This window comes from Streptomyces sp. NPDC032161 (genome assembly GCF_040636995.1).
Lineage (GTDB): Bacteria > Actinomycetota > Actinomycetes > Streptomycetales > Streptomycetaceae > Streptomyces.
This window is the reverse complement of sequence record NZ_JBEZVN010000001.1, coordinates 337,431-360,663: the sequence shown is the minus strand read 5'-3', so window position 1 is coordinate 360,663 and position 23,233 is coordinate 337,431. Positions and strand designations below refer to the sequence as shown.

The 23,233-nt window shown below is 70.7% G+C and carries 15 protein-coding genes; 5 read left to right on the top strand and 10 right to left on the bottom strand.

Features of this window, described 5'->3' with window-relative positions; translation table 11 throughout:
• Positions 1-70 precede the first annotated feature (70 nt).
• Both treS and AB0E67_RS01485 read right to left on the bottom strand, forming a co-directional pair.
• Positions 71-1,777: a maltose alpha-D-glucosyltransferase gene (treS, locus tag AB0E67_RS01490; protein ID WP_362019459.1), complete on the bottom strand. Its 1,707-nt coding sequence runs from the start codon at positions 1,775-1,777 to the stop codon at positions 71-73.
• On the bottom strand, positions 1,774-3,855 hold the full coding sequence (locus AB0E67_RS01485) for an alpha-1,4-glucan--maltose-1-phosphate maltosyltransferase (protein ID WP_362019456.1): 2,082 nt from the start codon (positions 3,853-3,855) through the stop codon (positions 1,774-1,776). The genes treS and AB0E67_RS01485 overlap by 4 nt, the downstream gene beginning before the upstream one ends.
• Before the next feature lie 426 nt (positions 3,856-4,281).
• On the opposite strand from AB0E67_RS01485, the gene glgP reads away from it, so the two are divergent.
• Complete coding sequence (gene glgP / locus AB0E67_RS01480; protein WP_362021367.1) at positions 4,282-6,906, top strand: alpha-glucan family phosphorylase; 2,625 nt, start codon at positions 4,282-4,284, stop codon at positions 6,904-6,906.
• A gap of 178 nt (positions 6,907-7,084) precedes the next feature.
• Here the strand turns inward: glgP and AB0E67_RS01475 are convergent, their stop codons facing one another.
• From AB0E67_RS01475 to AB0E67_RS01455, 5 genes are all read right to left on the bottom strand, one after another.
• Positions 7,085-9,118: a M4 family metallopeptidase gene (locus tag AB0E67_RS01475; protein WP_362019453.1), complete on the bottom strand. Its 2,034-nt coding sequence runs from the start codon at positions 9,116-9,118 to the stop codon at positions 7,085-7,087.
• A 505-nt stretch (positions 9,119-9,623) separates the two neighbouring features.
• Complete coding sequence (locus AB0E67_RS01470) at positions 9,624-9,827, bottom strand: DUF397 domain-containing protein (protein ID WP_362019451.1); 204 nt, start codon at positions 9,825-9,827, stop codon at positions 9,624-9,626.
• A 38-nt stretch (positions 9,828-9,865) separates the two neighbouring features.
• Positions 9,866-10,411: a GNAT family protein gene (locus tag AB0E67_RS01465; RefSeq protein ID WP_362019449.1), complete on the bottom strand. Its 546-nt coding sequence runs from the start codon at positions 10,409-10,411 to the stop codon at positions 9,866-9,868.
• Between the two features lie 246 nt (positions 10,412-10,657).
• On the bottom strand, positions 10,658-10,861 hold the full coding sequence (locus tag AB0E67_RS01460; RefSeq protein ID WP_362019446.1) for a DUF397 domain-containing protein: 204 nt from the start codon (positions 10,859-10,861) through the stop codon (positions 10,658-10,660).
• A complete protein-coding gene (locus tag AB0E67_RS01455; protein WP_362021364.1) occupies positions 10,858-11,724 on the bottom strand; it encodes a helix-turn-helix transcriptional regulator in 867 nt (288 codons plus the stop codon). Before AB0E67_RS01455 ends, AB0E67_RS01460 begins: the two co-directional genes overlap by 4 nt.
• A 401-nt stretch (positions 11,725-12,125) precedes the next feature.
• Here AB0E67_RS01455 and AB0E67_RS01450 point away from each other — a divergent pair, with 401 nt between their 5' ends.
• Together AB0E67_RS01450 and AB0E67_RS01445 are read left to right on the top strand one after the other, a co-directional pair.
• The gene (locus AB0E67_RS01450) at positions 12,126-13,238 is read left to right on the top strand and encodes a patatin-like phospholipase family protein (RefSeq protein ID WP_362019443.1); all 1,113 of its coding nucleotides are present in this window, start codon (positions 12,126-12,128) and stop codon (positions 13,236-13,238) included.
• Positions 13,174-15,552, top strand: a complete 2,379-nt coding sequence (locus tag AB0E67_RS01445; protein ID WP_362019440.1) for a hypothetical protein — start codon at positions 13,174-13,176, stop codon at positions 15,550-15,552. Before AB0E67_RS01450 ends, AB0E67_RS01445 begins: the two co-directional genes overlap by 65 nt.
• Before the next feature lie 118 nt (positions 15,553-15,670).
• Here AB0E67_RS01445 and AB0E67_RS01440 read toward each other — a convergent pair whose 3' ends face one another.
• Positions 15,671-16,294 carry a TetR/AcrR family transcriptional regulator gene (locus tag AB0E67_RS01440; protein ID WP_362019437.1) on the bottom strand — a complete coding sequence of 208 codons (624 nt, stop codon included), beginning with the start codon at positions 16,292-16,294 and terminating at the stop codon, positions 15,671-15,673.
• Positions 16,295-16,600: 306 nt separating this feature from the next.
• On the opposite strand from AB0E67_RS01440, the gene AB0E67_RS01435 reads away from it, so the two are divergent.
• Positions 16,601-18,811 (top strand): polymorphic toxin-type HINT domain-containing protein, encoded by a 2,211-nt coding sequence (locus AB0E67_RS01435; protein ID WP_362019434.1) that lies wholly within the window; start codon positions 16,601-16,603, stop codon positions 18,809-18,811.
• A 45-nt stretch (positions 18,812-18,856) separates the two neighbouring features.
• Positions 18,857-19,096, top strand: a complete 240-nt coding sequence (locus AB0E67_RS01430; protein ID WP_362019432.1) for a hypothetical protein — start codon at positions 18,857-18,859, stop codon at positions 19,094-19,096.
• A 100-nt stretch (positions 19,097-19,196) separates the two neighbouring features.
• On the opposite strand, the gene AB0E67_RS01425 is transcribed toward AB0E67_RS01430, so the two are convergent.
• Entirely contained in the window at positions 19,197-21,083 is a 1,887-nt protein-coding gene (locus AB0E67_RS01425; protein ID WP_362019429.1) for an ABC transporter ATP-binding protein, read from the bottom strand.
• Positions 21,080-23,089 carry an ABC transporter ATP-binding protein gene (locus tag AB0E67_RS01420; RefSeq protein ID WP_362019426.1) on the bottom strand — a complete coding sequence of 670 codons (2,010 nt, stop codon included), beginning with the start codon at positions 23,087-23,089 and terminating at the stop codon, positions 21,080-21,082. Before AB0E67_RS01420 ends, AB0E67_RS01425 begins: the two co-directional genes overlap by 4 nt.
• Positions 23,090-23,233: the final 144 nt, after the last annotated feature.

Genomic DNA, 23,233 nt, shown 5'->3' with positions numbered 1-23,233 from the left:
GGGGAAGGGCGTTCCCCGTGCGGGGCGGCGGTCACCGCCCCGCGTTCGGTTGCCGTGAAGTGACGTACCGTCAGTTGGACGGGACGTCCTTGCGCAGCCGGAACCAGTAGAACCCGTGCCCCGCCAGCGTCAGCAGATAGGGCAGCGAGCCGATGGCGGGGAAGCGCACCCCGCCGATCAACTCGACCGGATGGCGCCCGTCGTACGAGCGCAGATCGAGCTCCGTGGGCTGCGCGAACCGCGAGAAGTTGTTCACGCACAGCACCAGGTCGTCACCGTGCTCGCGGGTGAAGGCGAGCACCGCCGGGTTCGACGACGGCAGTTCGTTGAACGAGCCGAGCCCGAAGGCGGGGTTCTGCTTGCGGATCTCGATCATCCGCCGGGTCCAGTGCAGCAGCGACGACGGGGAGGCCATCGACGCCTCGACGTTGGTGACCTGGTAGCCGTAGACCGGGTCCATGATCGTGGGGAGGTAGAGCCGCCCGGGATCGCTGGAGGAGAAGCCCGCGTTGCGGTCGGGCGTCCACTGCATCGGGGTGCGCACCGCGTCGCGGTCGCCCAGCCAGATGTTGTCGCCCATTCCGATCTCGTCCCCGTAGTAGAGGATCGGGGAGCCCGGCAGGGACAGCAGCAGCGCGGTGAACAGTTCGATCTGGTTGCGGTCGTTGTCGAGCAGGGGCGCCAGGCGCCGCCGAATGCCGATGTTGGCGCGCATCCGCGGGTCCTTGGCGTACTCCGCGTACATGTAGTCACGTTCCTCGTCCGTGACCATTTCGAGGGTGAGTTCGTCGTGGTTGCGCAGGAAGATGCCCCACTGGCAGTTGCTCGGGATCGCCGGGGTCTTCGCCAGGACTTCGGAGACCGGGTAGCGGCTCTCCCGCCGGACCGCCATGAAGATCCTCGGCATCACGGGGAAGTGGAACGCCATGTGGCACTCGTCCCCGCCGCGCTGGTAGTCGCCGAAGTAGTCGACGACGTCCTCCGGCCACTGATTGGCCTCGGCGAGCAGCACGGTGTCCGGGTAGTGCGTGTCGATCTCCTCGCGCACCCGCTTGAGGAAGTCGTGCGTCTCCGGGAGGTTCTCGCAGTTGGTGCCCTCGCGCTGGAAGAGGTACGGCACGGCGTCCAGCCGGAACCCGTCGATGCCGAGGTCCAGCCAGAAGCGCAGCGCGGCCAGGATCTCCTCCCGCACCGCCGGGTTCTCGTAGTTGAGGTCGGGCTGGTGGGAGAAGAACCGGTGCCAGTAGTACTGCTTGCGCACCGGGTCGAACGTCCAGTTGGACGTCTCCGTGTCGACGAAGATGATCCGGGCGTCCGGGAACTGCTTGTCGTCGTCGGCCCAGACGTAGTAGTCGCCGTACGGCCCCTCCGGGTCGGTGCGGGACTGCTGGAACCACTCGTGCTGATCGCTCGTGTGGTTCACGACGAAGTCGATGATCACGCGCATGCCGCGCTGGTGCGCGGCGTCGACGAACTCGACGAAGTCGGCCAGGTCGCCGAACTCCGGCAGCACGGCGGTGTAGTCGGAGACGTCGTAACCGCCGTCGCGCAGCGGCGACTTGAAGAAGGGTGGCAGCCAGAGGCAGTCGACGCCCAGCCACTGGAGGTAGTCCAGCTTGGCGGTGATGCCCTTGAGGTCGCCGATGCCGTCGCCGTTGGAGTCCTGGAAGGAACGGACCAGTACCTCGTAGAAGACGGCACGCTTGAACCAGTCGGGATCGCGGTCCTTGGCGGGGGTGTCCTCGAACGTGTCGGGGACGGGCTCATTGACGATCATGGTGTGGGTGACCCTCCGGTAGACGGGGACGGTCGCAGGCCCACGATGTGCGCGGGCGTGACGCCCGGCTCCAGGCGCACATAGAAGGTCCTGCCCCAGTGATAGGTGTCGCCGGTGAGCTCGTCGCGCACCGGCACGCTCTCGTGCCGGTCGAGGCCGAGTCGCGACATGTCCAACGAGACCGTGGCCTCCTGGGTGTGGTGCGGGTCGAGGTTGACGACCACCAGTACGGTGTCCTGCCCCGAGCGCTTGCTGTACGCGATCACCGCGTCGTTGTCGGCGGCGTGGAAGTGCACATCGCGCAATTGCTGGAGAGCCGGGTGACACCGCCTGATGCGGTTGAGACGGGTGATGAGCGGGGCCAGCGTGCGGCCCTCGCGCGCCGCCCCCTCCCAGTCCCTGATCCGGATCTGGTACTTCTCCGAGTCGAGGTATTCCTCGCTGCCCGGGCGCACCGGCGTGTTCTCGCACAGCTCGTAGCCCGCGTACACGCCCCAGGAGGGCGCCAGCGTCGCGGCGAGCACGGCCCGTGCCTCGAAGGCCGGGCGGCCCCCGTCCTGGAGATGGCCCGGCAGGATGTCCGGGGTGTTCACGAAGAAATTGGGCCGCATGAACGCGGCGGTCTCGCCCGCCAGTTCCGTGATGTACTCGGTGATCTCCTTCTTGCTGTCGCGCCAGGTGAAATACGTGTAGGACTGCTGGAAACCGATGGCGGCCAGCGTCCGCATCATCGCGGGACGGGTGAATGCCTCGGCCAGGAAGATCACATCCGGATCGGTCCCGTTGATCTCGGCGATCACCTTCTCCCAGAAGACCACCGGTTTGGTGTGCGGATTGTCGACCCGGAAGATCCGCACTCCGTGGTCCATCCAGAAACGGAGAATGCGAACCGTTTCCTCGACCAGGCCGCGCATGTCCTTGTCGAAGGCGATCGGATAGATGTCCTGGTATTTCTTCGGCGGATTCTCGGCGTAGGCGATCGAACCGTCGGCGCGGTGCCGGAACCAGTCGGGGTGCTCCTGGACCCAGGGGTGGTCGGGGGAGCACTGGAGCGCGAAGTCCAGCGCGATCTCCATGCGCAGCTTGCGCGCCGTCGCGACGAAATGGTCGAAGTCGTCGAGGGTGCCGAGATCCGGGTGGACGGCGTCGTGACCGCCCTCGGCCGATCCGATCGCCCACGGCACGCCGACGTCGTGCGGTGCGGCGGAGAGGGAGTTGTTGGGGCCCTTGCGATGAGTGGTGCCGATGGGGTGGACGGGCGGAAGGTAGACCACGTCGAACCCCATGGCGGCGACCGCGGGCAGCCGCTCGGCGGCGGTACGGAAGGTGCCGCTGACGATCCGCGGCGGCGCGGCCGTCGTGGTCCGGTCCGGTCCGGCCTGTCCCGGCCGCCCGGAACGTCCGGCCGGCTCGGACACCGCGACCGCCCCGGCCGCCGCTGCCGGCTCGACGGTGGCGCCCTCCGAGCGGGGGAACAGTTCGTACCAGGAGCCGAACAAGGCCCTTCGGCGCTCGACCAGCAGCGGCAGCGGGGCGGACCCGGTGACCAGCTCGCGCAGCGGATGGCGGTCGAGCGCGGCCCGTACCTCGGGCGCCAGCGCCGCGGCCAGCCGGGCGGCGGCCGGGCGGGACGCGTCGCGCAGCGCGTCGGCCGCGGCCAGCACGGCCTCGCGCCCGTCCCGCTTGGGCACGCCCACGGCGGCCCGTTCGTGCAGCTCGGCGCCCTCCGCCAGGACGAGCGCGGTGTCGATCCCCGCCGGGATCTTGATGCCGGCCTCGTGCCGCCAGGTGGTGACCGGGTCGCTCCACGCCTCGACCGCGTACGTCCAGCGCCCCTCGGCGTCCGGGGCGACGTCGGCGCCCCACCGGTCGGTGCCGGGGGCGAGTTCGCGCATCGGCGTCCAGGGCCCGGTCCGCCCGTTCGGGTCCAGCAGGACCACGTTCGCCGCGACGGCACCGTGGCCCTCCCCGAAGACGGTCGCGGTGACCTGGAAGGTCTCGCCGGTGACCGCCTTGGCTGGCCTTCTGCCGCAGTCGACGAGGGGGCCGACGTCGAGGACGGGAATGCGACCGATCATGGAAACCTCTGGGGACAGGGCTCGGGCCGAGCAGGGCGCGCCGGTGTCGCGGAGGGCCGAATGCGCCCACCGCGACCGACGGGGGTCCGTCCTTTCTAGCCGCTTCCGGCCGCTCGGTCGGCGGCTGACGGTGTGTGGGCAGGGCCGCTTCTTTCGCATTCACTCAAATGGCACTCGAACGGCCGGGTGCGGAAGCGCCGAGCGCGCGCGAAACGGCCTGCTGCACCCCGTTTTTGTAGTGCATTCGGGCGGAATTCATGGGGTGTGGAAGGTGTTGGGTCCGTATTCGTCCATTCGGGGCCGAAGGACATGTCCGCGCATCGCCGGGAAATTCTGTGGGCGGCTGGGAATCCCCGAGGGTGACGGAGCCGCGTACGCCGTGGTGCGTCCGCCGGGAACGGCGCGTCCCCTGTATAGGTGGAACGTGTGAAGGCCATTCGTCGATTCACCGTGCGTCCCGTCCTCCCCGACCCCCTTCGACCGCTCAGCGACCTCGCCCACAACCTGCGCTGGTCCTGGCACACCGAGACCCGTGAACTCTTCCAGGCCGTCGACCCGGAGATCCGGCGGACGGCGGAGTGCGACCCCGTGCGGCTGCTCGGCGCCGTGTCGGCCGCACGGCTCGCCGAGCTGGCGGCGGACGAACAGTTCCTGCAGCGGCTGGCCGAGGCGTCCGCGGATCTGCGGAACTATCTGGACGGGCCCAGGTGGTACCAGGAACAGCTCGGCCGGGGCGTGGAACTCCCGGCCGCCGTCGCCTACTTCTCGCCCGAGTTCGGCGTCACCGCCGCCCTGCCCCAGTACTCCGGCGGGCTCGGCATCCTCGCCGGGGACCACCTCAAGGCCGCCAGCGACCTGGGTGTCCCGCTCGTCGCCGTCGGTCTGCTCTACCGGCACGGCTACTTCCGCCAGAGCCTGTCCCGCGACGGCTGGCAGCAGGAGCACTACCCCGTGCTCGACCCGGACGAGCTGCCCCTCACCCAGCTCCGCGAGGCCGACGGAAGCCCCAGCCGGGTGGTGCTCGCGCTGCCCGGCGGCCGCTCGCTGCACGCCCACATCTGGCAGGCCCGGGTCGGACGCGTACCGCTGCTGATGCTGGACTCCGAGGTGGAGGAGAACGCGCCCGGCGAACGCGAGGTGACCGACCGGCTGTACGGGGGCGGCAGCGAGCACCGGCTGCTCCAGGAGATGCTGCTCGGCATCGGCGGGGTACGGGCGGTGCGCACGTACTGCCGCCTCACCGACCACCCGGCGCCCGAGGTGTTCCACACCAACGAGGGGCACGCCGGATTCCTTGGCCTCGAACGCATCCGTGAACTCGCCGACTCGGGGCTGGACTTCGACGCCGCGGTGGAGTTCGTACGGGCCGGAACGGTCTTCACCACCCACACGCCCGTGCCGGCCGGGATCGACCGCTTCGACCGCGAACTCGTCGCCCGGCACTTCGGCGACGAGGGCGAACTCCCTGGCGTGGACGTCGAAGACGTCCTGGACCTGGGCACGGAGACCTACCCCGGCGGCGAGCCGCGCGTCTTCAACATGGCGGTGATGGGGCTGCGCCTCGCCCAGCGCGCCAACGGCGTCTCCACCCTCCACGGACGGGTCAGCCGTGAGATGTTCGCCGGGCTGTGGCCGGGCTTCGACGCCGAGGAGGTGCCGATCGCCTCGGTGACCAACGGAGTCCACGCACCCACCTGGGTCGCCCCCGAGATCCTGCGGCTGTGCGGCCGGTACGGCGGGTCCCCCGGACGATGGGACGGCGCCGCCGGGCCCTGGGACGGTGCTACCGACATCCCCGACGGCGAACTCTGGGAGCTGCGGCGGGAGTTGCGTGACCAGCTGGTCACCGAGGTGCGCGAACGGCTCCGCGTCTCCTGGCGCGACCGGGGCGCGGAACCGGCCGAACTCGGCTGGATCGACGGCGTGCTGGACCCGGACGTGCTCACGATCGGCTTCGCCCGGCGCGTGCCCTCGTACAAGCGGCTGACCCTCATGCTGCGCGACCGCGACCGGCTCAGGGAATTGCTGACCCATCCGGAGCGCCCGGTCCAGATCGTCGTCGCGGGCAAGGCCCACCCCGCCGACGACGGCGGCAAGCGGCTGGTGCGGGAGCTGGTGCGGTTCTCCGACGACCCCCGGGTCCGCCACCGCATCGTCTTCCTGCCCGACTACGGCATGGCCCTGGCGCAGAAGCTCTATCCGGGGTGCGACATCTGGCTCAACAACCCGCTGCGCCCTCTGGAGGCGTGCGGCACCAGCGGAATGAAGGCCGCGCTCAACGGCTGTCTCAACCTCTCGGTCCTCGACGGCTGGTGGGACGAGTGGTACGAGCCGGACTTCGGCTGGGCGATCCCCACCGCCGACGGTCTGGCCGTGGACGAGGACCGCCGCGACGACCTGGAGGCGGGCGCGCTCTACGAGCTGATCGAGGACCGCATCGCGCCGCGTTTCTACGACCGGGACGACGAGGGGCTCCCGGGCCGCTGGATCGAGATGGTCCGGCGCACGCTGCGCGACCTCGGCCCCAGGGTCCTCGCCGGGCGCATGGTCGCGGAGTATGTGGAGCGGCTGTACGCGCCCGCGGCGCTGGCGCAACGGGCGATGGACCGGGGCGCGGCCCGCCGTCTCGCCGGCTGGAAGGCGGCGGTCCGCACCGCCTGGCCGCGGGTCGCGGTCGACCACGTGGCGGCCGAGGTGCCGGACACGGTGGAGGGCTCGGCCGAGCTGGGCTCGACGCTGATGCTGCGGGCCAGGGTCACCCTCGGGGAGCTGGAGCCGGAGGACGTGGAGGTGCAGGCGGTGGCCGGCCGGGTGGACGCCGCCGACGGGATCTCGGACGCCCAGGTCCTCCCGCTGAAGCCCGCGGGCGGCCAGGACCTGGAGGGCCGCTGGCTCTACGAGGGGCCGCTGGTGCTCGACCGCACCGGTCCGTACGGCTGCACGGTGCGGGTGCTGCCCGCGCATCCGCGGCTGGCGACCGGCGCCGAGCTCGGGCTGGTGGCGCTGCCGACGGAGACCACGGCGGACGGCGCGGGCCTGCTCATGCGCTGAGAGCCTCAGGCTCTGAGCCCGGGGCCGTCCCGTACCCCCGTGGACGCCGAACCGCCCGGGAGGAGCGCGGTGCTCCTCCCGGGCGGCCGTTCCGTACCGAGGTCCGGAACGTGGTTCGGGTGCTGTCCGGGCGTCACAGGGTGTCGCCCGGGTCTCGGGGAGTCGGCCCGAAGCCGTCTCAGAAGGTCAGCTTGAAGCCGTTGATGGTGCCCTTGTCGCCCGAGTACATGTCCTGGACCTTGAGCTTCCAGGTGCCGTTGGCGACCTCGGACGAGGCGTCGACCGTGTAGGTCTCCACGACGTTGTCCGCCGAGTCGCCGAGACCGGCGTTCTTCAGCCGGTAGGTCGAGCCGTCCGGGGCGACCAGGTCGATGGCCAGGTCACCGCGGTAGGTGTGGGTGATGTCCACGCCGACCTTGAGGGTGCTGGGGGCGTTGCCCGTGATACCGGTGACGTTCACCGAGGTGGTGACGGCCGCGCCGCGGTCCGGGATGGCGACCGAGGCGGTGTTCTCGAAGACCTTGCCGCCGGGGTTGGGCTCGCCGCCACCGGGACGCGAGCCGACGTTGATGGCGGCCCAGGCGTCGGCGACGGCCTTGTACTCGGCGCTGGTGGTGCCGTACAGCTCACCGGCGGCGGCGAGGGTGCCGGTGCGGGCCGCCGCGTAGTTCGTGGTGGAGGTGAACTTGGTGCTGAGCGCCTTGAACCAGATCTTCTCGGCCTTGTTGATGCCGATGCCGGTCACCGGCAGACCGTCGGAGGTCGGCGAGTCGTAGTCGACGCCGTTGATGGTCTTCTTTCCGCTGCCCTCGGAGAGCAGGTAGAAGAAGTGGTTCGCCGGACCCGAGGAGTAGTGGACGTCGATGTTGCCGATGCCCGAGTACCACGCGTCCTTGGACGCGCCGTCCTTGCTCGGCTTGTCCATGTAGCGCAGCGGGGTGCCGTCGCCGTTGATGTCGATCTTCTCGCCGATGAGGTAGTCGCCCTTGTCGGACGCGTTGTTGGCGTAGAACTCGACCGCGGTGGCGAAGATGTCGCTGGTCGCCTCGTTGAGGCCACCGGACTCGCCGCTGTAGATCAGGCCCGCGGTGTTGGCGGTGACGCCGTGCGACATCTCGTGCGCGGCCACGTCGAGGGCGGTCAGCGGGTTCGTGTTGCCGCTGCCGTCGCCGTACGTCATGCAGAAGCAGCTGTCCTGCCAGAACGCGTTGACGTAGTTGTTGCCGTAGTGGACGCGGGAGTACGCGCCGACGCCGTCGCCCCGGATGCCGGTGCGGCCGTGGACGTTCTTGTAGTAGTCCCAGGTCTCCGCCGCGCCGTAGTGCGCGTCGGCGCCGGCCGTCTCGGCGTTCTGCGGGGTGCCGTTGCCCCAGACGTCCGTGGTGTTCGAGAACAGCGTCCCGGTGCCGGAGCTGCCGTGGTTCAGGTTGTACGTCTTGTGGTTGCCGCGGCCCGCGTCCGTCAGCGTGTACGAACCCGAGGTGCCCAGGGTGACCTGGCCGCTGAACTGCGTGTTGCCGACGCCGTTGACGACACCCTGCCACTCGTACAGCTTCGCGCCGGTGGTGGCGTCCGTGATGACGTGCAGCTCGTTCGGCGTGCCGTCCTCCTGGAGGCCGCCGACGACGGTCTCGTAGGCGAGCTGCGGCGTGCCCTGCGCCATCCAGACCACCTTGCGGGGCGCCCGGTCGGCCTCGGTCTTCTTGGAGCCTTCGGCCTTGGCGAGCCCGAGCGCCTGCTTCTCGGCGACGGCGGGCGCGACATCGGCCTTCGTGTCCACGGCCTTCAGCTGGCCGCTGGTGACCTTGGACGCCTTGGTGACGCCCTGGGTCGCGCCGGACTTGGACTCCTTGACGACCAGGTCGCCGCCGAGCACCGGCAGGCCCGCGAAGGTGCGCTCGTAACGCGTGTGCGTCGTGCCGTCGTTGTCCTGGACGACGTCCCTGACGACGAGCTTCTCCTGGGAGCCGAGTCCCAGCTCCTTGGCCGTGGCCGCCTTGGTCGCGTCGGCCTCGCGGATCAGCTCGGCACGCTGGGAGGGAGTGAGCTGCTTTGCCAGTGCACCGAACTTGGCGCCGGCGGTCGCCGCTGCCGCGGTCGTGTTGCCGGGGGTGGCGGTGGCCGTGCCGGCCTGGACGCCGACGGCGAGAAGCGCCGCTGCGGCTATCAGAGCACCGGTCGCGGTGGCGCGACGGCTGGGCGTGGATCTCACGCGAACTCCTTCTGCAAGGGGGGTACCGGCCGGTGGGTGTCAGCCGGCCGGCGAATGAGAAGTGCGCAGAACGGGGTGAAGAGTGTCAGCCGGAGGGTGTTCCTGTCAGGAGCGCGTCAACAACTTGGCCGGATCTCGTTCGTTGCCGGAGAGACCATGTTCGTTAAGCGGACGTTTCGCCGATCAACACCGGGGTGGCGTACGGGGGCCCGCACCGGCTGAATCCATGGCGCGGGACGGCATCGGCTCCATGACGGCCGTAATCGAACATCGGCTCACGCGACGGGAGTTCACGGTGGCCGAGATGGTATGGGGTGTGGCTGAAACCCTTCGCCGTGCCGGTGCTGGGCGGCGCGGCCCCGGGCCCGTACACCGACCGGAGCCGCGCGGCGGCGACTTCAAGCCCCGACGGTCGGGGGTGGGGCGTGTGCGGAGGCGAAACGCGACGCCCCGCCCCGGTCTGCGTCGGGGCGGGGCGGGGCGTCGCGTGCGTGTTGTGGAGTTCTCAGTCCCGGGTGGCGTAGGAGAGGAAGCTCCGCCAGGTGTCGGGGGCGAGGGTGAGCCGGGGGCTCCTATTCAGCTTGGAGTCCCGTACGTGGACGGCCGTGGTCGCTGCCGCGGCGGACCGGGACATCGCCACCTCGACGCAGCTGTCGCCCTGTGATCCGCTGTAACTGCTCTTGAACCAGGTCGGCTTGGGCGTGCTCATAGCACTCCTCGCATTCGCTTCGACGGGTCCCTCGCAGACTACTCGTCGTTCCAGTCCGGCGGCGTCGTCACGCCGGAGAGCCAGTCGCGGCGCAGGATCGCGTATCCGACCGCATCGTGGACGCGCCCCTGTGCGCCGGGCCAGGCCTCGCGGTAGTGCGCTTCCTTCACGTACCCGCCGGACAGAAACGTGCGCCGCATCGCGCGGTTGTCCTGGCGTGTGGTGCCCTCGATCCGCCGAAGACCGGGGAACTCGGTGAACAGGTAGTGCGTCAGCCAGGTCAGGGCCTGTCCACCCAGACCCCGTCCCCGGTGGGCTCCGCCGATCCTGAGGTCGAACAGCGGCGTGCCTCCGTGGGGTACGTCGGAGAGGTCGAACAGCCGGATAAGACCGGCTCTTTCACCGCCTTCGGTGATCCAGAAGGTGCGGTTGTCGTCACCGTCGTAGAAGCCCTCGTGGACCCGCTGTCGGACGGTGTCATGGTCGAGCACCGTCGGCCCGTGAAACGGCCACGACTCGTTGATCAGGAAGTCGGCCAGGTGGGCGGTGTCGGAGGCGGCGAGGCGCCGGTAGGTGGTGTCCACGGCGCGCACCCTACGGATCGATCACCGCGCCCGGAAACGGATTTCGAAGGTTTCGGGCGACCTGGGCGACTCGGACGCAGGGCCCGGCGCGGGCTTTCGTCGGCCGGGGTGGACGGGCGCCGTTGGATCGTGCGGGAAGCGGCGAGGCACCGGCGTTCCGGTCGGCCCCGCCACCGCCGCGGTGTGCGGTGGCGGGCCCGGGGCACGAGAGCGTGGCGCTTCTCGTGTTCGTACGGAGGGAGTGGCTCAGCCGTGCGTCGCGTACGGCAGGAAGTCGCACCATGCCTCGGGGGTGACGGTGAGTCGGGGGCTACGGTCCAGCTTCGAGTCCCGTACGTGGACGGCCGCGGTTGCTTCCTGGGGGCGGCCGGACAGCGCCACCTCGACGCAGTCGTCACCTTGGGAGCCGCTGTAGCTGCTCTTGAACCAGGTCAGTTCGGACGTGCTCATAGCGCTCCTCGCATTCGCTTCAACAGGCTGAGGGAATCCTCGGGGGTCAGGGCCTGTGAGCGCAGTGAAGCATAACGCCGGTGAAGGCGGCTGATCTCCTTCGTGTCGGTGATGAGTCGCCCGTTTTCCTGCCCCTCCGAATACCCGAACCACCGGTGCTCAGGTGTCTCCGCAAGTCGCATCGGCCCGTCCAGCCCCGCGTGCATCGGCCGCCGCAGCGGCATCAGTTGGAACTCGACGTTCCAGTGCCGTTCGATCACGTCCAACAAGTGGTCGAACTGGCCTCGCGTCACGTCCTCCCCGCCCGTGTGCCGTTCCAGCACCGCCTGTTCCACGATGAAGCTGAACGCCGTCGGCGGCTTACGGCGCGTGGACAGCAGTTCTTGGCGGTCCAGTCGTGCCGCGATGCGCGCGTTCAGTTCCTCCTCGTCCGGCAACGGCGGCACGCTGAGCGACACCGCCCGCGTGTACGCCTCCGTCTGCAACAGGCCCGGCACCACGCGGCACTCGTACGTGTACAGGCTCACCGCTTCCGCCTCGACACCCGCCCACCGCCGGAACCAGTTCGCGATGCCCGGCCGCCGCGTCAGATGCCGCGCCGCTCCCCGCAGCGCGCCGAACGCGTCCAGGACCTCCTCCGCCCGCTCCACGAATTCGAGCGAGGGGAACCGGCGGCCCTGCTCGATGGAGGCGACCGTGGGTACCGAGTACCGGACCCGCGGGGCGAACTCTTCCTGTGTCAGCCGCGCCCGCTTGCGGAACGCCTTGACGACCGCGCCGAACGCCTTGAGGCTGTCCGACGCCTCAGGTTCGCCACCGCAGGCGGGTTGGTCGTTGGTGAATCCGCTGCCCGCGACCCCGATGCCCGCCGTCGTACTGCCCGCGACCGTGCTGCCGGTGGCCGTACTGCCCGGCTCCGCGAAGCCTGCGGCCGTACTGCCCGGTTCCGTGGTGCCCGCGGTCGTACTGCCTGCCTCCGCACTGTCCGTCACGACTGGTACCTGCCTTCCCTTGGCCCGTAACTCCGTCCGAGCAAGGGGGACTTCATGTCGTCCCGGCGCTCGCATCCGGCGCCGACATCGTTACGGAAAGTCAGCATGTGAGTCCACTGCGTGTACCCGTACGCTGACGCGGCGTACGGGTCGGCGATCTGGTGTCCGTGCGCACGGCCTTTCGCATCGTCGTCCGGCAGGGTGTGCGCCTGGCCCCGCCCGTGACGTGTCGTGGCGGGAGAACCCGGGCATGTTCCAGCGGGGGTGGTGCCATGAGGGTGCCTGATGCCGGAAGCGGGGCCGGGTACTGGGACCCGGACCATCCCGTCCTGGAGATCCTGCGCGCCCGACGTGCCTCGGGGAGCCTGCCGGGTCGGCGCGAGGACGGGGCGCGCGTGGCGCTCGCCGTGGAGGGCGGCGGCATGCGGGGAGTCGTCTCCGCGGCGATGCTGTCCCAACTGGAGGACTACGGCTACAAGAACGCCTTCGACGTCGTCTACGGCTGCTCCTCCGGAGGCATCAACGCGGCCTACTTCCTGGCCGGGGAGACCTGGTATCCGCTCTCGATCTACTACGACGACCTGACGACCAAGCAGTTCGTCGACTTCTCAAGGGCGTTGCGGCGCAAGCCCATCCTCGACCTGTCGTACTCCTTCGACCGCGTCATGGAGCGGGTCAAGCCGCTCGACTACGAGGCGGTCATCCGCTCGCCGATACCACTGGCCGTGCCGGTCACCGACGTCGACGCCCTGCGGACCGTCGTGCTGCGGGACTTCGCCGGACGCAGGGATCTCAAGGACACGTTGCGGGCCTCCGCCTGGCTGCCCGTCGCCCTGCCCGGCACGGTCCCGACACCGGACGGGAGGCGCGCCGTCGACGGCGGGGTGCTCACCGCCCTGCCCTTCCGGCTCGCGGTCGACGACGGCTGCACGCACGTCCTCTCCCTCAGCACCCGCCCGATGCGGGCGGCGAGCAGCGGACTCACCCTCGCGCACCGCCTCACCGGCCTGCACCTGGAGCGCATGCGCACCGGGCTCGGCCGCGGCTACCTGGCGGCGATCCGGCAGAAGCGCCGGGACCAGGAACGGCTGCGCCGGATGCGCACGGACCCGGCGGCCGACGCGCCGTACGTCCTCGATCTGGCTCCGCTGCCCTGGATGCCGGAGATCAAGCGCCACGAGCTGAACCAACGGCGACTCCTCGACGGCGCCCGCGCGGCGTACGGGATCGCCTTCTGCGCCACCGAGCGCCGGTCCGTCGAACTGATCCGTCGCGGAGGCATCCGCACCATGCCGAGACTGATGGTGGTGGACACCGAGAATGGAGAACCGAGGCGCGACCCCGGACCTGCTGGTCGCGGCACTGCGCGAGCTGAGGAGCCATAGCGACCGGGACCTGGCCCGGTTGCTGGACCTGCTGCAACTGCCCCCCGACGGGACACCGGAGACCGCCCGCGCGCGGACCCGCCGCCTCGCCTCGTGGCGGCTGCTGCTCCAGGACGTCCCGCTGGACGAGCGTTCCTTCGACGACCGGTTCGGGCCCGGCGGGCGCCAGGACACCATCAGCGTCCTGACGGCCTGGTGCCTCGGACACCGCGAGCGGAGCGAACGGCACCGGGCCGGCCACGCCGCGCTGTTCGGTTTCGTCGGCCTGTACCTGCTGACCCTGCTCGGCCTGGCCGAGTCCGAGGCCCAGCGCTCGCTCCCGCAGCCGCCGCCCGGCCCCGGTCCCGGCGGCGGACGGGCGCTGACCCACGACTGCGGTGCCGTCTGCGGCGTACTCGTCACCGAGGCGGCGGTCGCCGACACCATCGCCGAGATCCACCACCCGCGGCCACGCCCCGGACGCCGTCGCGCGGACGCCGCCCCCGGACCCGCCGAGCGCGAATGGGACGCGATACGCGGGCGGCTCGCCTTCCACCGGCACGGCAGCACCTCGCTGATCCTGCGCGGCACCGCGGCGGGAGCGGTGCACGGGACCCGCCCGGAGTTTGCCCTGAAGCTCATCCTGTACCCGTTCACCAGGATCCCGACTCTCACCCGCGCCACCCGCGAGTACGCCGAGACGTACGGCACCGCCGATACCGGCTCACGGCACCTGGTGCGGGTCTGGGCCAGCTTCGACAGCTGGATCCTGATGGACTTCATCGAGGGCAGGACGCTCGCCGAACACCTCCGGGAGGACGACGACCCGGATGCGTCCGGAGCGGCGGGCCAGGCGCTCCGGCTCCGGCTCGACCGGCTCCGGGTGAACGGGGTGCTGCTCCTCGACGCGCTGGCGGACCTGCAACGCGTCGCGCGGGAGGCCACTGCGAGCGGCCGTCTCACGGGCGTGCACGCCGACCTCTCGCCGTCCAACATCATCGTGTCCGACGTCGACGGCGCGTTCAGACTCGTCGACCTCGGCCGCAACTACCTCTACACCCACACCATCACCGGCACACCCGGCGTCGAGTCCTCCTACATCGCCCCCGAGGTCAGGGCGGGCGACAGCGACATCGCCCGCGCCGACCTCTACTCGCTGGGCCGACTGCTGATCCTCTTCGGCACCGGACGTGCCGACACCGACGGCGTGATCCCGGACATCTTCTACATGCGCGCCGTGCAACTGGCCCGCTTCATCGAGGACCTGATCGAAGCCGACCCGGCACGCCGACTGATCGTCTTCGGCACGGAGACGGAACCCTCCTTCTCCTACGAAGAGTTGAAGACCGCGTTCCTCACCGAACTGGAGACGGTGCAGGCCGCCGAGAACGGCGAGTCCGAGCTGCGGACCGAGACCGGCTGGCGGGCGCTGCCCGGCCTGCTGCGTCCCCTGTCCGGGGACCCGGGCCGGGAGTGGCGGCTGTGGCGGATGCACCGGCGGCAGAGTGCCCGGCCCGACGCGCACCGCCGCCCCTTCGCCCGCTGGCTGCTCCTCTGGGCGATGGTGTCCGCGCTGATCTGGGCGGTGACGAACGCCATCGTCATCACCTGGCTGCTGCGCGATCTCGGCCTCGACTGGGGCAACAAGCTGGTGGAACTGGTGCAGCACGTCGACGGCGGCACCGACGGGCTCCCGATCGTGGACTCGTGGCGGCGTGACGACTACCGGCTGCCGGACTGGCGGGCCAACCTCCCGGCCCGGATGGTCGGGCTCTCCTACGCCATCGCGGCACCGAAGTACTACCAGACGCTGTTCTCCGGCCTCACCCCGCTCACCATCGGATGGCGGGCGGGCGGGCTGACCCGGCTGGCCCTGGCGACCGAGGCGGTCATGCGGGTGATGGCCGTCGTGCCCTGCATGCTCGTCCTGGCGATCACCCTGGTCGAACCGCGCTGGTGGCCCCTCAACTCGGCGATCGGACAGTGTCTGACCTGGCTGGCGAACTTCCTGGTCCTCGCCTACGTCCGTGCCGTCGTCACCCGCTCACGTCGGCTCGGCCTCAGTACGGTCCCGGGCGACGACGGCAAGATCACCGGCTTCGCCGCGCTCACCCAGTGGGTGCCGACCTCGCTGTTCTACGCCACCGCCGTGCTCACCATCGGCACCTTCCTGTACCTGGGGATACTGCACGACGTCTATGTGTACGCGCTGGCCGTGACCTCGACCAATCTCTTCCTCTTCTACGTCATCAAGTGCGGCATAGGCGGCCCGACGGTACGGGTGACGATGGTCCGCACGTGTCTGGCCGCGGAACGTGTGGCCCGATGCCGGTAGCCGTCATGCGGGCGGCGTCCGGACCGCGGTGGTCGGACCGGCGGGACGGCCGCCCGGTTCCGCTCCGCCCGGCCCTGTTCCACCCGGGTCCTGTTCCGTCCGGATCTGTTCCGCCCGGTCAGGAAGGGCCCGTATCGGGCGAGCCGGTACGGACGTTGCTGACGGCGCGCCAGATCTGGTCGGGAAGAGTGCGGCCGGCCTCCGCCAGATCGATGTCACCGACGGTGAGCCAGCGGCGGACGACGGCGACGACCGGTCCGAGGACGAGGGCCTCGATCACGGGGGTGGGGAGATCGGCGAGTTCGCCGGACTTCGTGTGGGCGTGGATCCAGAGGGCGATCGGCGTCAGCCGGGCCTCCTGGGACTCACGGATCTGCCCGGTGCGGGTCATGAGCTCGTGGTCCGCGGTGACGGAGTGCATGAGCCGGGCCGCTTCCGGATGGGCCTGCGCGAAGTCGAGGTAGGTCCGGACGACGGCCCGGACGCCGGAGCGGGCGTCGGTCGCCTGCTCCAGGGCGGTGGTCAGCGCGTCCAGGAGCTGGCCCACCGACCGCAGCGCGAGCGTGGCGATCACGCCGTGCAGGTTGCCGAAGTGGTGGTAGACGCTGCCGGAACTGACCCCGCTGGCCTTGGTGATCGCGCCGACGGTGAGGCCGGCCTCACCCTCGGAGGCGTATATCCGCAGCGCTGCCTCCAGTACCTGCTCGACCGTGGCTTCCCCGCGCTGCTGCTTCGGTCTCATCGAACGGACGTCCTCGGTCTCGTGGGACGGATGCCCTGGGGGTCTCGACACGGACAGCGTAGAACACTCCTTCTGGATTTTTTTCTAGAAAGGCTTCCAGTTGGGGGAGTTGGGCCCTCACACTGAGTGGTGTGCGCCGGACTCTGCCAACTCGGGGGACGCGAAGGGGCGTTGAGTCGGTGGTGCGCGAGCGGGGGTGAGCCGGCCCGGGACGGGACACGTTCCCGCCGGGCCGGGGCTCCGGACCGCGGCCGCCATGGCTCCGCCGAAGCGGTGGCGCGACGTCGACACAGATGAGGGGAAGTCATGACCGAGCCGGGTTCCGCCGAAGGACAGTGGCGGGCCGCGGGACAGCCGCCGTCGGGTGCCCCGTTCGTACCGCCACCGCCCGATCACCCACCGGTGCCGGTGCGCCGCTCCTGGAGAGAGCGCTTCCGGGCGCTGTCCGGAAGGCGGCGGGTGCTGCTCCTCGCCGGGGTCGGGGCTCTGGTCCTGGCGCTGGTGGGCGGGCTGCTGACCTGGGTGGACTCCTCCTCCGAATCCGCCCCGGCCGTGGCGAGACGTGACCTGCGGCCGTTCGAGGAGGCGGTCGACGACCTGGGCGGCGCCGACGGGCTGCGCTATCGGGACACGGCGATCGCCGGCATCACCGAGCGGGACATCACCGTCACCGCCTCCGGGGACCAGTTCGGCAGCACGAGCTCCGGCATCAAGCGGCACGACCGCGACGTGCTGCGGATCGGGCGGAAGGACTTCACCCGCTGGAAGGTGGATCCGGTCCCCGACGCGGACTCCGCATCGGGCACGAAGGCGCCGGGTGCGAAGGTGCCGGGCGCGTGGACGGTCGGGTTCTACGGCAACTCCGACATCCTCGACGAGATACTCGATCAGCGGCCCTCCCCGTCGAAGCTGGCGGCCCAGCTGTCCGATGCGCTCCAGGTCCTGGCCGACGCCCCGCGGTCGGACGCCTCGACGCCGAGGCGGACGACCACGGTGAACGGGACACCCGCCCTCGGGGTCGACACCTCCGCAGGCCGTCTCCTCGTCACCCGGAACAAGCCGTACCGGGTCCTGCGGCTGGAGCCCTACGACCTGTCCGAGACGATCGGCAAGTGGCGGGACGGGAAGCGGCCGACCGAGGTCCCCCGGGTGACCACCGGACCGTTGGCCGACGGCGGCTCCGAGGGGATGGACCTGACCCCGATCGTCGGGGACGCCGTCAAGGCGATGTACGACACCCTGGTCGCCTACGCCGATCAGCTCAAGGACGCGAGCGACGAGGGCATCAACTTCACGCTCGACGGCTCCGGGGACCTGAATTGCGGTTCGGGGGGATGCACCGCCCACCAGAAGTTCACCGGAAAGGTCACCACCGGGGCGAGGAGCCGTGTCACCGACGGCAAGGTCACCGCCGTCATGAGCGCGACCTTCACCATCGGCGGACAGTCCGCGGGACGCTGCACCAGCAGCCGCGGCACGTTCCCGCTCAACGGCAACTCCGTCTCCGGCACCCTCACCTGCACCAACCCGGGCGCAGGTTCCGTCTACACCTCGGTCGCCGCGAAGTACCGGGCCGATGCCCTGGCCGAGTCCCGCGCCAGCGGCGGCCGTACGGTCCGCTACAGCATCCCGCTGCGTGCCAGCACCCTGATCGACGCCCGCGCTCTCGCCACCGTCGAGGTCAAGCAACTCGTCGACCGCGTCCGGCGCGAACGGGACGGCGCGAACTGCGTCAAGCTCCACAGCTTCCCGCCAGGCACGCAGGTCCTCCTCGCCGACGGGACCACCCGTGCCATCGAGGCGGTCCGCGCCGGCGATCGGGTGACCGCCACCGATCCGGAGACCGGACTCACCGCCGCACGCCCGGTCACCGACACCATCACCACCGAGGACGACAAGGACTTCACACGCCTCACCGTCGTCACCGACCGGGGTCGCGCCACCCTCACCGCCACCGACAACCACCCGTTCTGGCTGACCGGCGCCGGGCGCTGGGCCGACGCGGAGGACATCCGCCCCGGCGACGAACTGCGCAGCCCGACGGGCGCGCCACTCCGGGTCGCGGGCGTGGCCGACGAGAAGGGCCTGCGGCGTACGCACGACCTCACCGTCGGCGACCTCCACACGTACTACGTGCTGGCGGGGACCGCTCCCGTACTGGTGCACAACAGTGGGCCCGGCTGTGGATCGAACTGGATGTCGCCCGACAAGCTCCCGCATCACTACATGCGGACGAGCGACCAGGGCGTCAGGCACGCCGAGGACTTCGGCGTGAAGGGCCCGTACAACAAGGCCAACGGGGAGGCCTTCATCCGGGCCATCGGACAGTTCGTGAAGAATCCGGGAACGCGGCGCATCCAGGGTACGTACCGGGGGCGGGACGCCGTCCACTACGTGGACGACACCGGACTGCACGCATCGTTCGCCGCGAACGGCCCGAATGTCGGAGAGTACCTCGGAGGATGGCGGTCCTCGGGCGATCAGCTCACCTACCTGCTGCGGGACGGGAAGCTGTAGTACCGCGTCGCCGACGTGAGGGCAACGAAACGAAGAAGGATCCTCGTGAACATCGAATTGACGGACGACCAGGCACTCGTCCTGTCCGACTGGATGAGCCGCGTCATGCACCGGGAGGATTTCTCGGCGCTCGTCGACGACCGCGCGGTCTGGTCGGCTCTGTTCAGGATCAGCGGGGCGCTGGAGACGCAGCTGCCGGCGGTCTTCGATTCCTCGTACTCCGAACAGCTGGATGCGGCCCGTCGGCGGCTCATCGGCGAGCTCGGGGACTTCGGCGAGCGCTGACCCGCGACGCACACCGTCATGGCGCCGCGCTCCGCTCGGGTCCGGGCCGTCGGCCGCCCCGGACCCGAGCCGCCGGTCGGCCGGGTCCGGGGCACCGGCCTCACGTCAGGCTCTCCCGCCACGCGCGGTGCAGATCCGCGAACCTGCCCGTGCCGCCGATGAGTTCGGACGGGGTGCCGTCCTCGACGATGCGGCCGTGCTCCATCACCAGGACCCGGTCCGCGATCTCCACGGTCGACAGGCGGTGGGCGATCACCACCGCCGTACGGCCGTGCAGGACCGTGTCCATGGCCCGCTGCACCGCCCGTTCACCGGGGATGTCCAGCGAACTCGTCGCCTCGTCCAGGATCAGCACCGACGGGTTCGCCAGCAACGCGCGGGCGAACGCAACCAGTTGGCGTTGACCGGCCGAGATCCGGCCGCCCCGTTTGCGTACGTCCGTGTCGTAGCCCTCCGGCAGGCCGGCGATGAACTCGTGCGCGCCGATCGCACGGGCCGCCTGTTCGATCTCCTCGCGCGTCGCGTCCGGCCGGCCGATCGCGATGTTCTCGGCGACCGTCCCGGAGAACAGGAACGCCTCCTGCGTCACCATCACCACGCCCCGCCGCAGCTCGGGCACGGCCAGGTCCCGCAGGTCCGTGCCGTCGAGCAGCACCCGGCCCTCCGACGGGTCGTAGAAGCGGGCCAGCAGCTTGGCGAGCGTCGATTTGCCCGCGCCCGTCGAACCGACCACGGCGACGGTCTGACCGGCCGGGATCGTCAGGTCGAAGCGGGGCAGCACCTCGCCGCCCGTGCGGTAGGCGAATCGCACCGAGTCGAAGACGACCTCACGGCCGGGGTGCTCACCCTGGAGGGCGGGCAGCTCCTTCGGGGCCGCGGTCTCGGGAACGGACGGGGTCTGGGCCAGCAGACCCGCGATCTTCCCCAGTGAAGCCGCCGCCGACTGGTAGGAGTTGAGGAACATGCCCAGCCGGTCGATCGGGTCGTACAGCCGGCGCAGGTACAGTACGGCCGCGGCCAGCACCCCGAGCGCCAGGGTGCCCGACGCCACCCGGTACGCGCCCCACAGCACGATGCCCGCGACCGCCGTGTTGGCGACCAGCCGGGAGCCGACGACGTAGCGCGCCATCTCCAGCGTGGCGCTGCCGTTCGCCCACCGGTGCGCGTGGTTGAGCTTCTCGAAGTGCGCGTCGTTGACGCGCTCCCGGCGGAACGCCTGGACGGGGCGGATGCCGTTCATCGACTCGGCGAACTTCACGATGACCGCGGCGATCGCCGTCGACCGCGCCGCGTAGAGCACCCCGGCCCGCCGCTGGTAGAGGCGCACCAGCAGATACAGGGGGACGAAGGACAGCACGGCCGCCGCGCCGAGGCCGAGGTCCAGCCAGAGCAGCATCAGCGAGATGGAGAGGAACGACAGGATCACGGTGATGAGTTCCTGGAGCCCCTCGCTGAGCAGCTCCCGCAGCGATTCCACGTCCGTGGTGGAACGGGAGATCAGCCGGCCCGAGGTGTAGCGCTCGTGGAAGTCCACGCTCAGCGCCTGCGCGTGACGGAAGATCCGGCCGCGCAGATCGAGCAGCACGTCCTGGTTGATCCGCGCGGAGACCGCGATGAAGGCGTACTGCATGCCTCCCGCCGCCGCCGAGCACAGTGCGTACCCGACGGCCACCGCGATCAGCGGCCCGTGGTCCGCCTCGCGGAACGCGGGCACGCCCCGGTCGATGGCGTACGCGACGAGCAGCGGGCCCGCCTGCACCGCCGCCTGCTGGACCAGCAGCAACAGCGCCGCCACCAGCACCCGGGCCCGGTGCGCCCGGAGCAGCGAGAACAGCAGCGCGCGGGTGGCGCCCGGGGGAGTGGGCAGATCGTCGCGGTCGAACCGGTCCCCGGTGCCGCTGCCGGGGCCGACGTCGTCGGACGGGGCGCCGGACTCCTCGTGCGTGTCGGGTCGGCCGCCGGGGCCGGTCGTCGTCGTACTGGTCATCGGGTGCGGCCCTTCTCGGCGGCGACGTCCGGCACGAGGCGGCCGTCGGTGGACGGGTCGGGGAAGGCGTCCTGTTTTGTGTCGTCGCCGTCGCCCGACATCAGCCGGGCGTACTCCGCGTTGCCGCGCAGCAGCTCCTGGTGGGTGCCGACCGCGACGATCCGGCCCTCGGAGAGCAGCGCCACCCGGTCCGCGAGCATCACCGTGGACGGGCGGTGCGCGACCACGATCGCCGTCGTCTCCTCCAGCACCTGCCGCAGCGCGGCCTCCACCAGCGCCTCCGTGTGCACGTCCAGGGCGGAGAGCGGATCGTCGAGCACCAGGAAGCGCGGCCTGCCGACCACGGCGCGGGCCAGCGCGAGGCGCTGGCGCTGCCCGCCGGAGAGGCTGAGGCCCTGCTCGCCGACCTGGGTGCCGATGCCGTCGGGCAGGTCGTGCACGAAGTCGGCCTGCGCGATCGCGAGCGCCCGGCGCAGCTCGTCCTGTCCGGCGCCGTCGGCGCCCATCAGGACGTTCTCCCCGACGGTCGCGGAGAACAGCGTCGGCTCCTCGAACGCCACCGACACCAGCCCGCGCAGTTCCTGCCGGGACATGGCGGCGATGTCCCGGCCGTCGAGCGTGATCCGTCCCGCGGTGGCCTCGTACAGGCGGGGCACGAGGGCGGTGAGCGTCGTCTTCCCGGAGCCCGTGGCCCCGACCAGGGCCATCGTCTCGCCGGGGCGGATGCTGAGGTCGATCCGGGACAGCACGGGCGCGGAGCCGGGATCGGCGTCGGGGTAGCGGAACTCCACTCCCTCGAACACCATGCCTTCCCGGCCGGCCGCCGGCCCGTCCGCCGGAACCCCGTCCGCCGCGCCTGCCGTACGGGCTCCCGCGCCTGCCGTACGGGCTCCCGCGCCTGCCCCACGTGCTTCGTCGGCCGCTCCGGCCGTGTCTGCCTTTCCGGTTGTCCAGGTTCCTTGGACCGTTCCGCCGGCTGCGGTCGGCCCGGTCGGTTCGGACAGTTCGTCGCGTTCCTCCGCCACGTCCATCACCTCGAAGTACCGCTCCGTCGCCGTCGCCGACTCCTGGCTCATCGCGAGCAGGAAGCCGATCGACTCGATGGGCCACCGCAGCGCGAGGGCAGTGGAGAGGAAGGCGACGAGGGTGCCCGCCGAGAGACCGCCGTCGGCGACCTGGATCGTGCCGAGGACCAGGGCCGCCCCGATGGCCAGCTCGGGAACCGTGGTGATGACGGCCCAGATGCCCGCGAGCAGCCGCGCCTTGCCCAGTTCCGTCTCCCGCAGCCGCTCGGAGAGCGCGCGGAACGCGCGGGCCTGGCTGCGGTGCCGGCCGAAGCCCTTGATGATGCGGATGCCCAGGACGCTCTCCTCGACCACCGTGGTCAGATCGCCGACCTGGTCCTGGGCCCTGCGCGCCACGGCCGAATACTTCGTCTCGAAGAGCGAGCAGACGACGACCAGCGGCACCACCGGAGCGAGCAGCACCAGCCCCAGCGTCCACTGCTGCATCAGCAGAATGACGAAACCGACCAGGATCGTCGTGCCGTTGACCAGCAGGAAGATCAGCGGGAAGGCCAGGAACATGCGCAGCAGCATCAGGTCCGTGGTCGCGCGCGAGAGCAACTGCCCCGACGGCCAGCGGTCGTGGAACGCCACCGGCAGCCGCTGGAGGTGCCGGTACAGATCGGCCCGCATCGCCGCCTCGACCCCGGCCATCGGCCGGGCCACCAGCCAGCGCCGCAGGCCGAAGAGTCCGGCCTCGGCGAGGCCCAGCAACAGCAGGTACAGCGCACCGAGCCAGACCCCGCCCGGGTCCCGGTCCGCCACCGGCCCGTCGACCATCCACTTCAGCACGAGGGGGATCACCAGACCCACGCAGGACGCCACGACGGCGACCACCGCGGCGCTGAACAGGCGCCCCCGCACCGGTCTCACGTAGGGCCACAGCCGCAGCAGGGAGCGCACCGTGGACCGGTCCTTGGGGTCTACATGTTTTTCGGGCATCACAGCCGAGCCTACGGTTCGCCGCGGTCCTCGCTCATGTGGTTTTCGGCCGACCGGTGGTGACGTCCCGTCGGGGGCGGGGCGGGTCCGGCAGGTGACCCGGGGCCACGGGTCGTACGCCCCGGTCAACCGATCGGACGATGC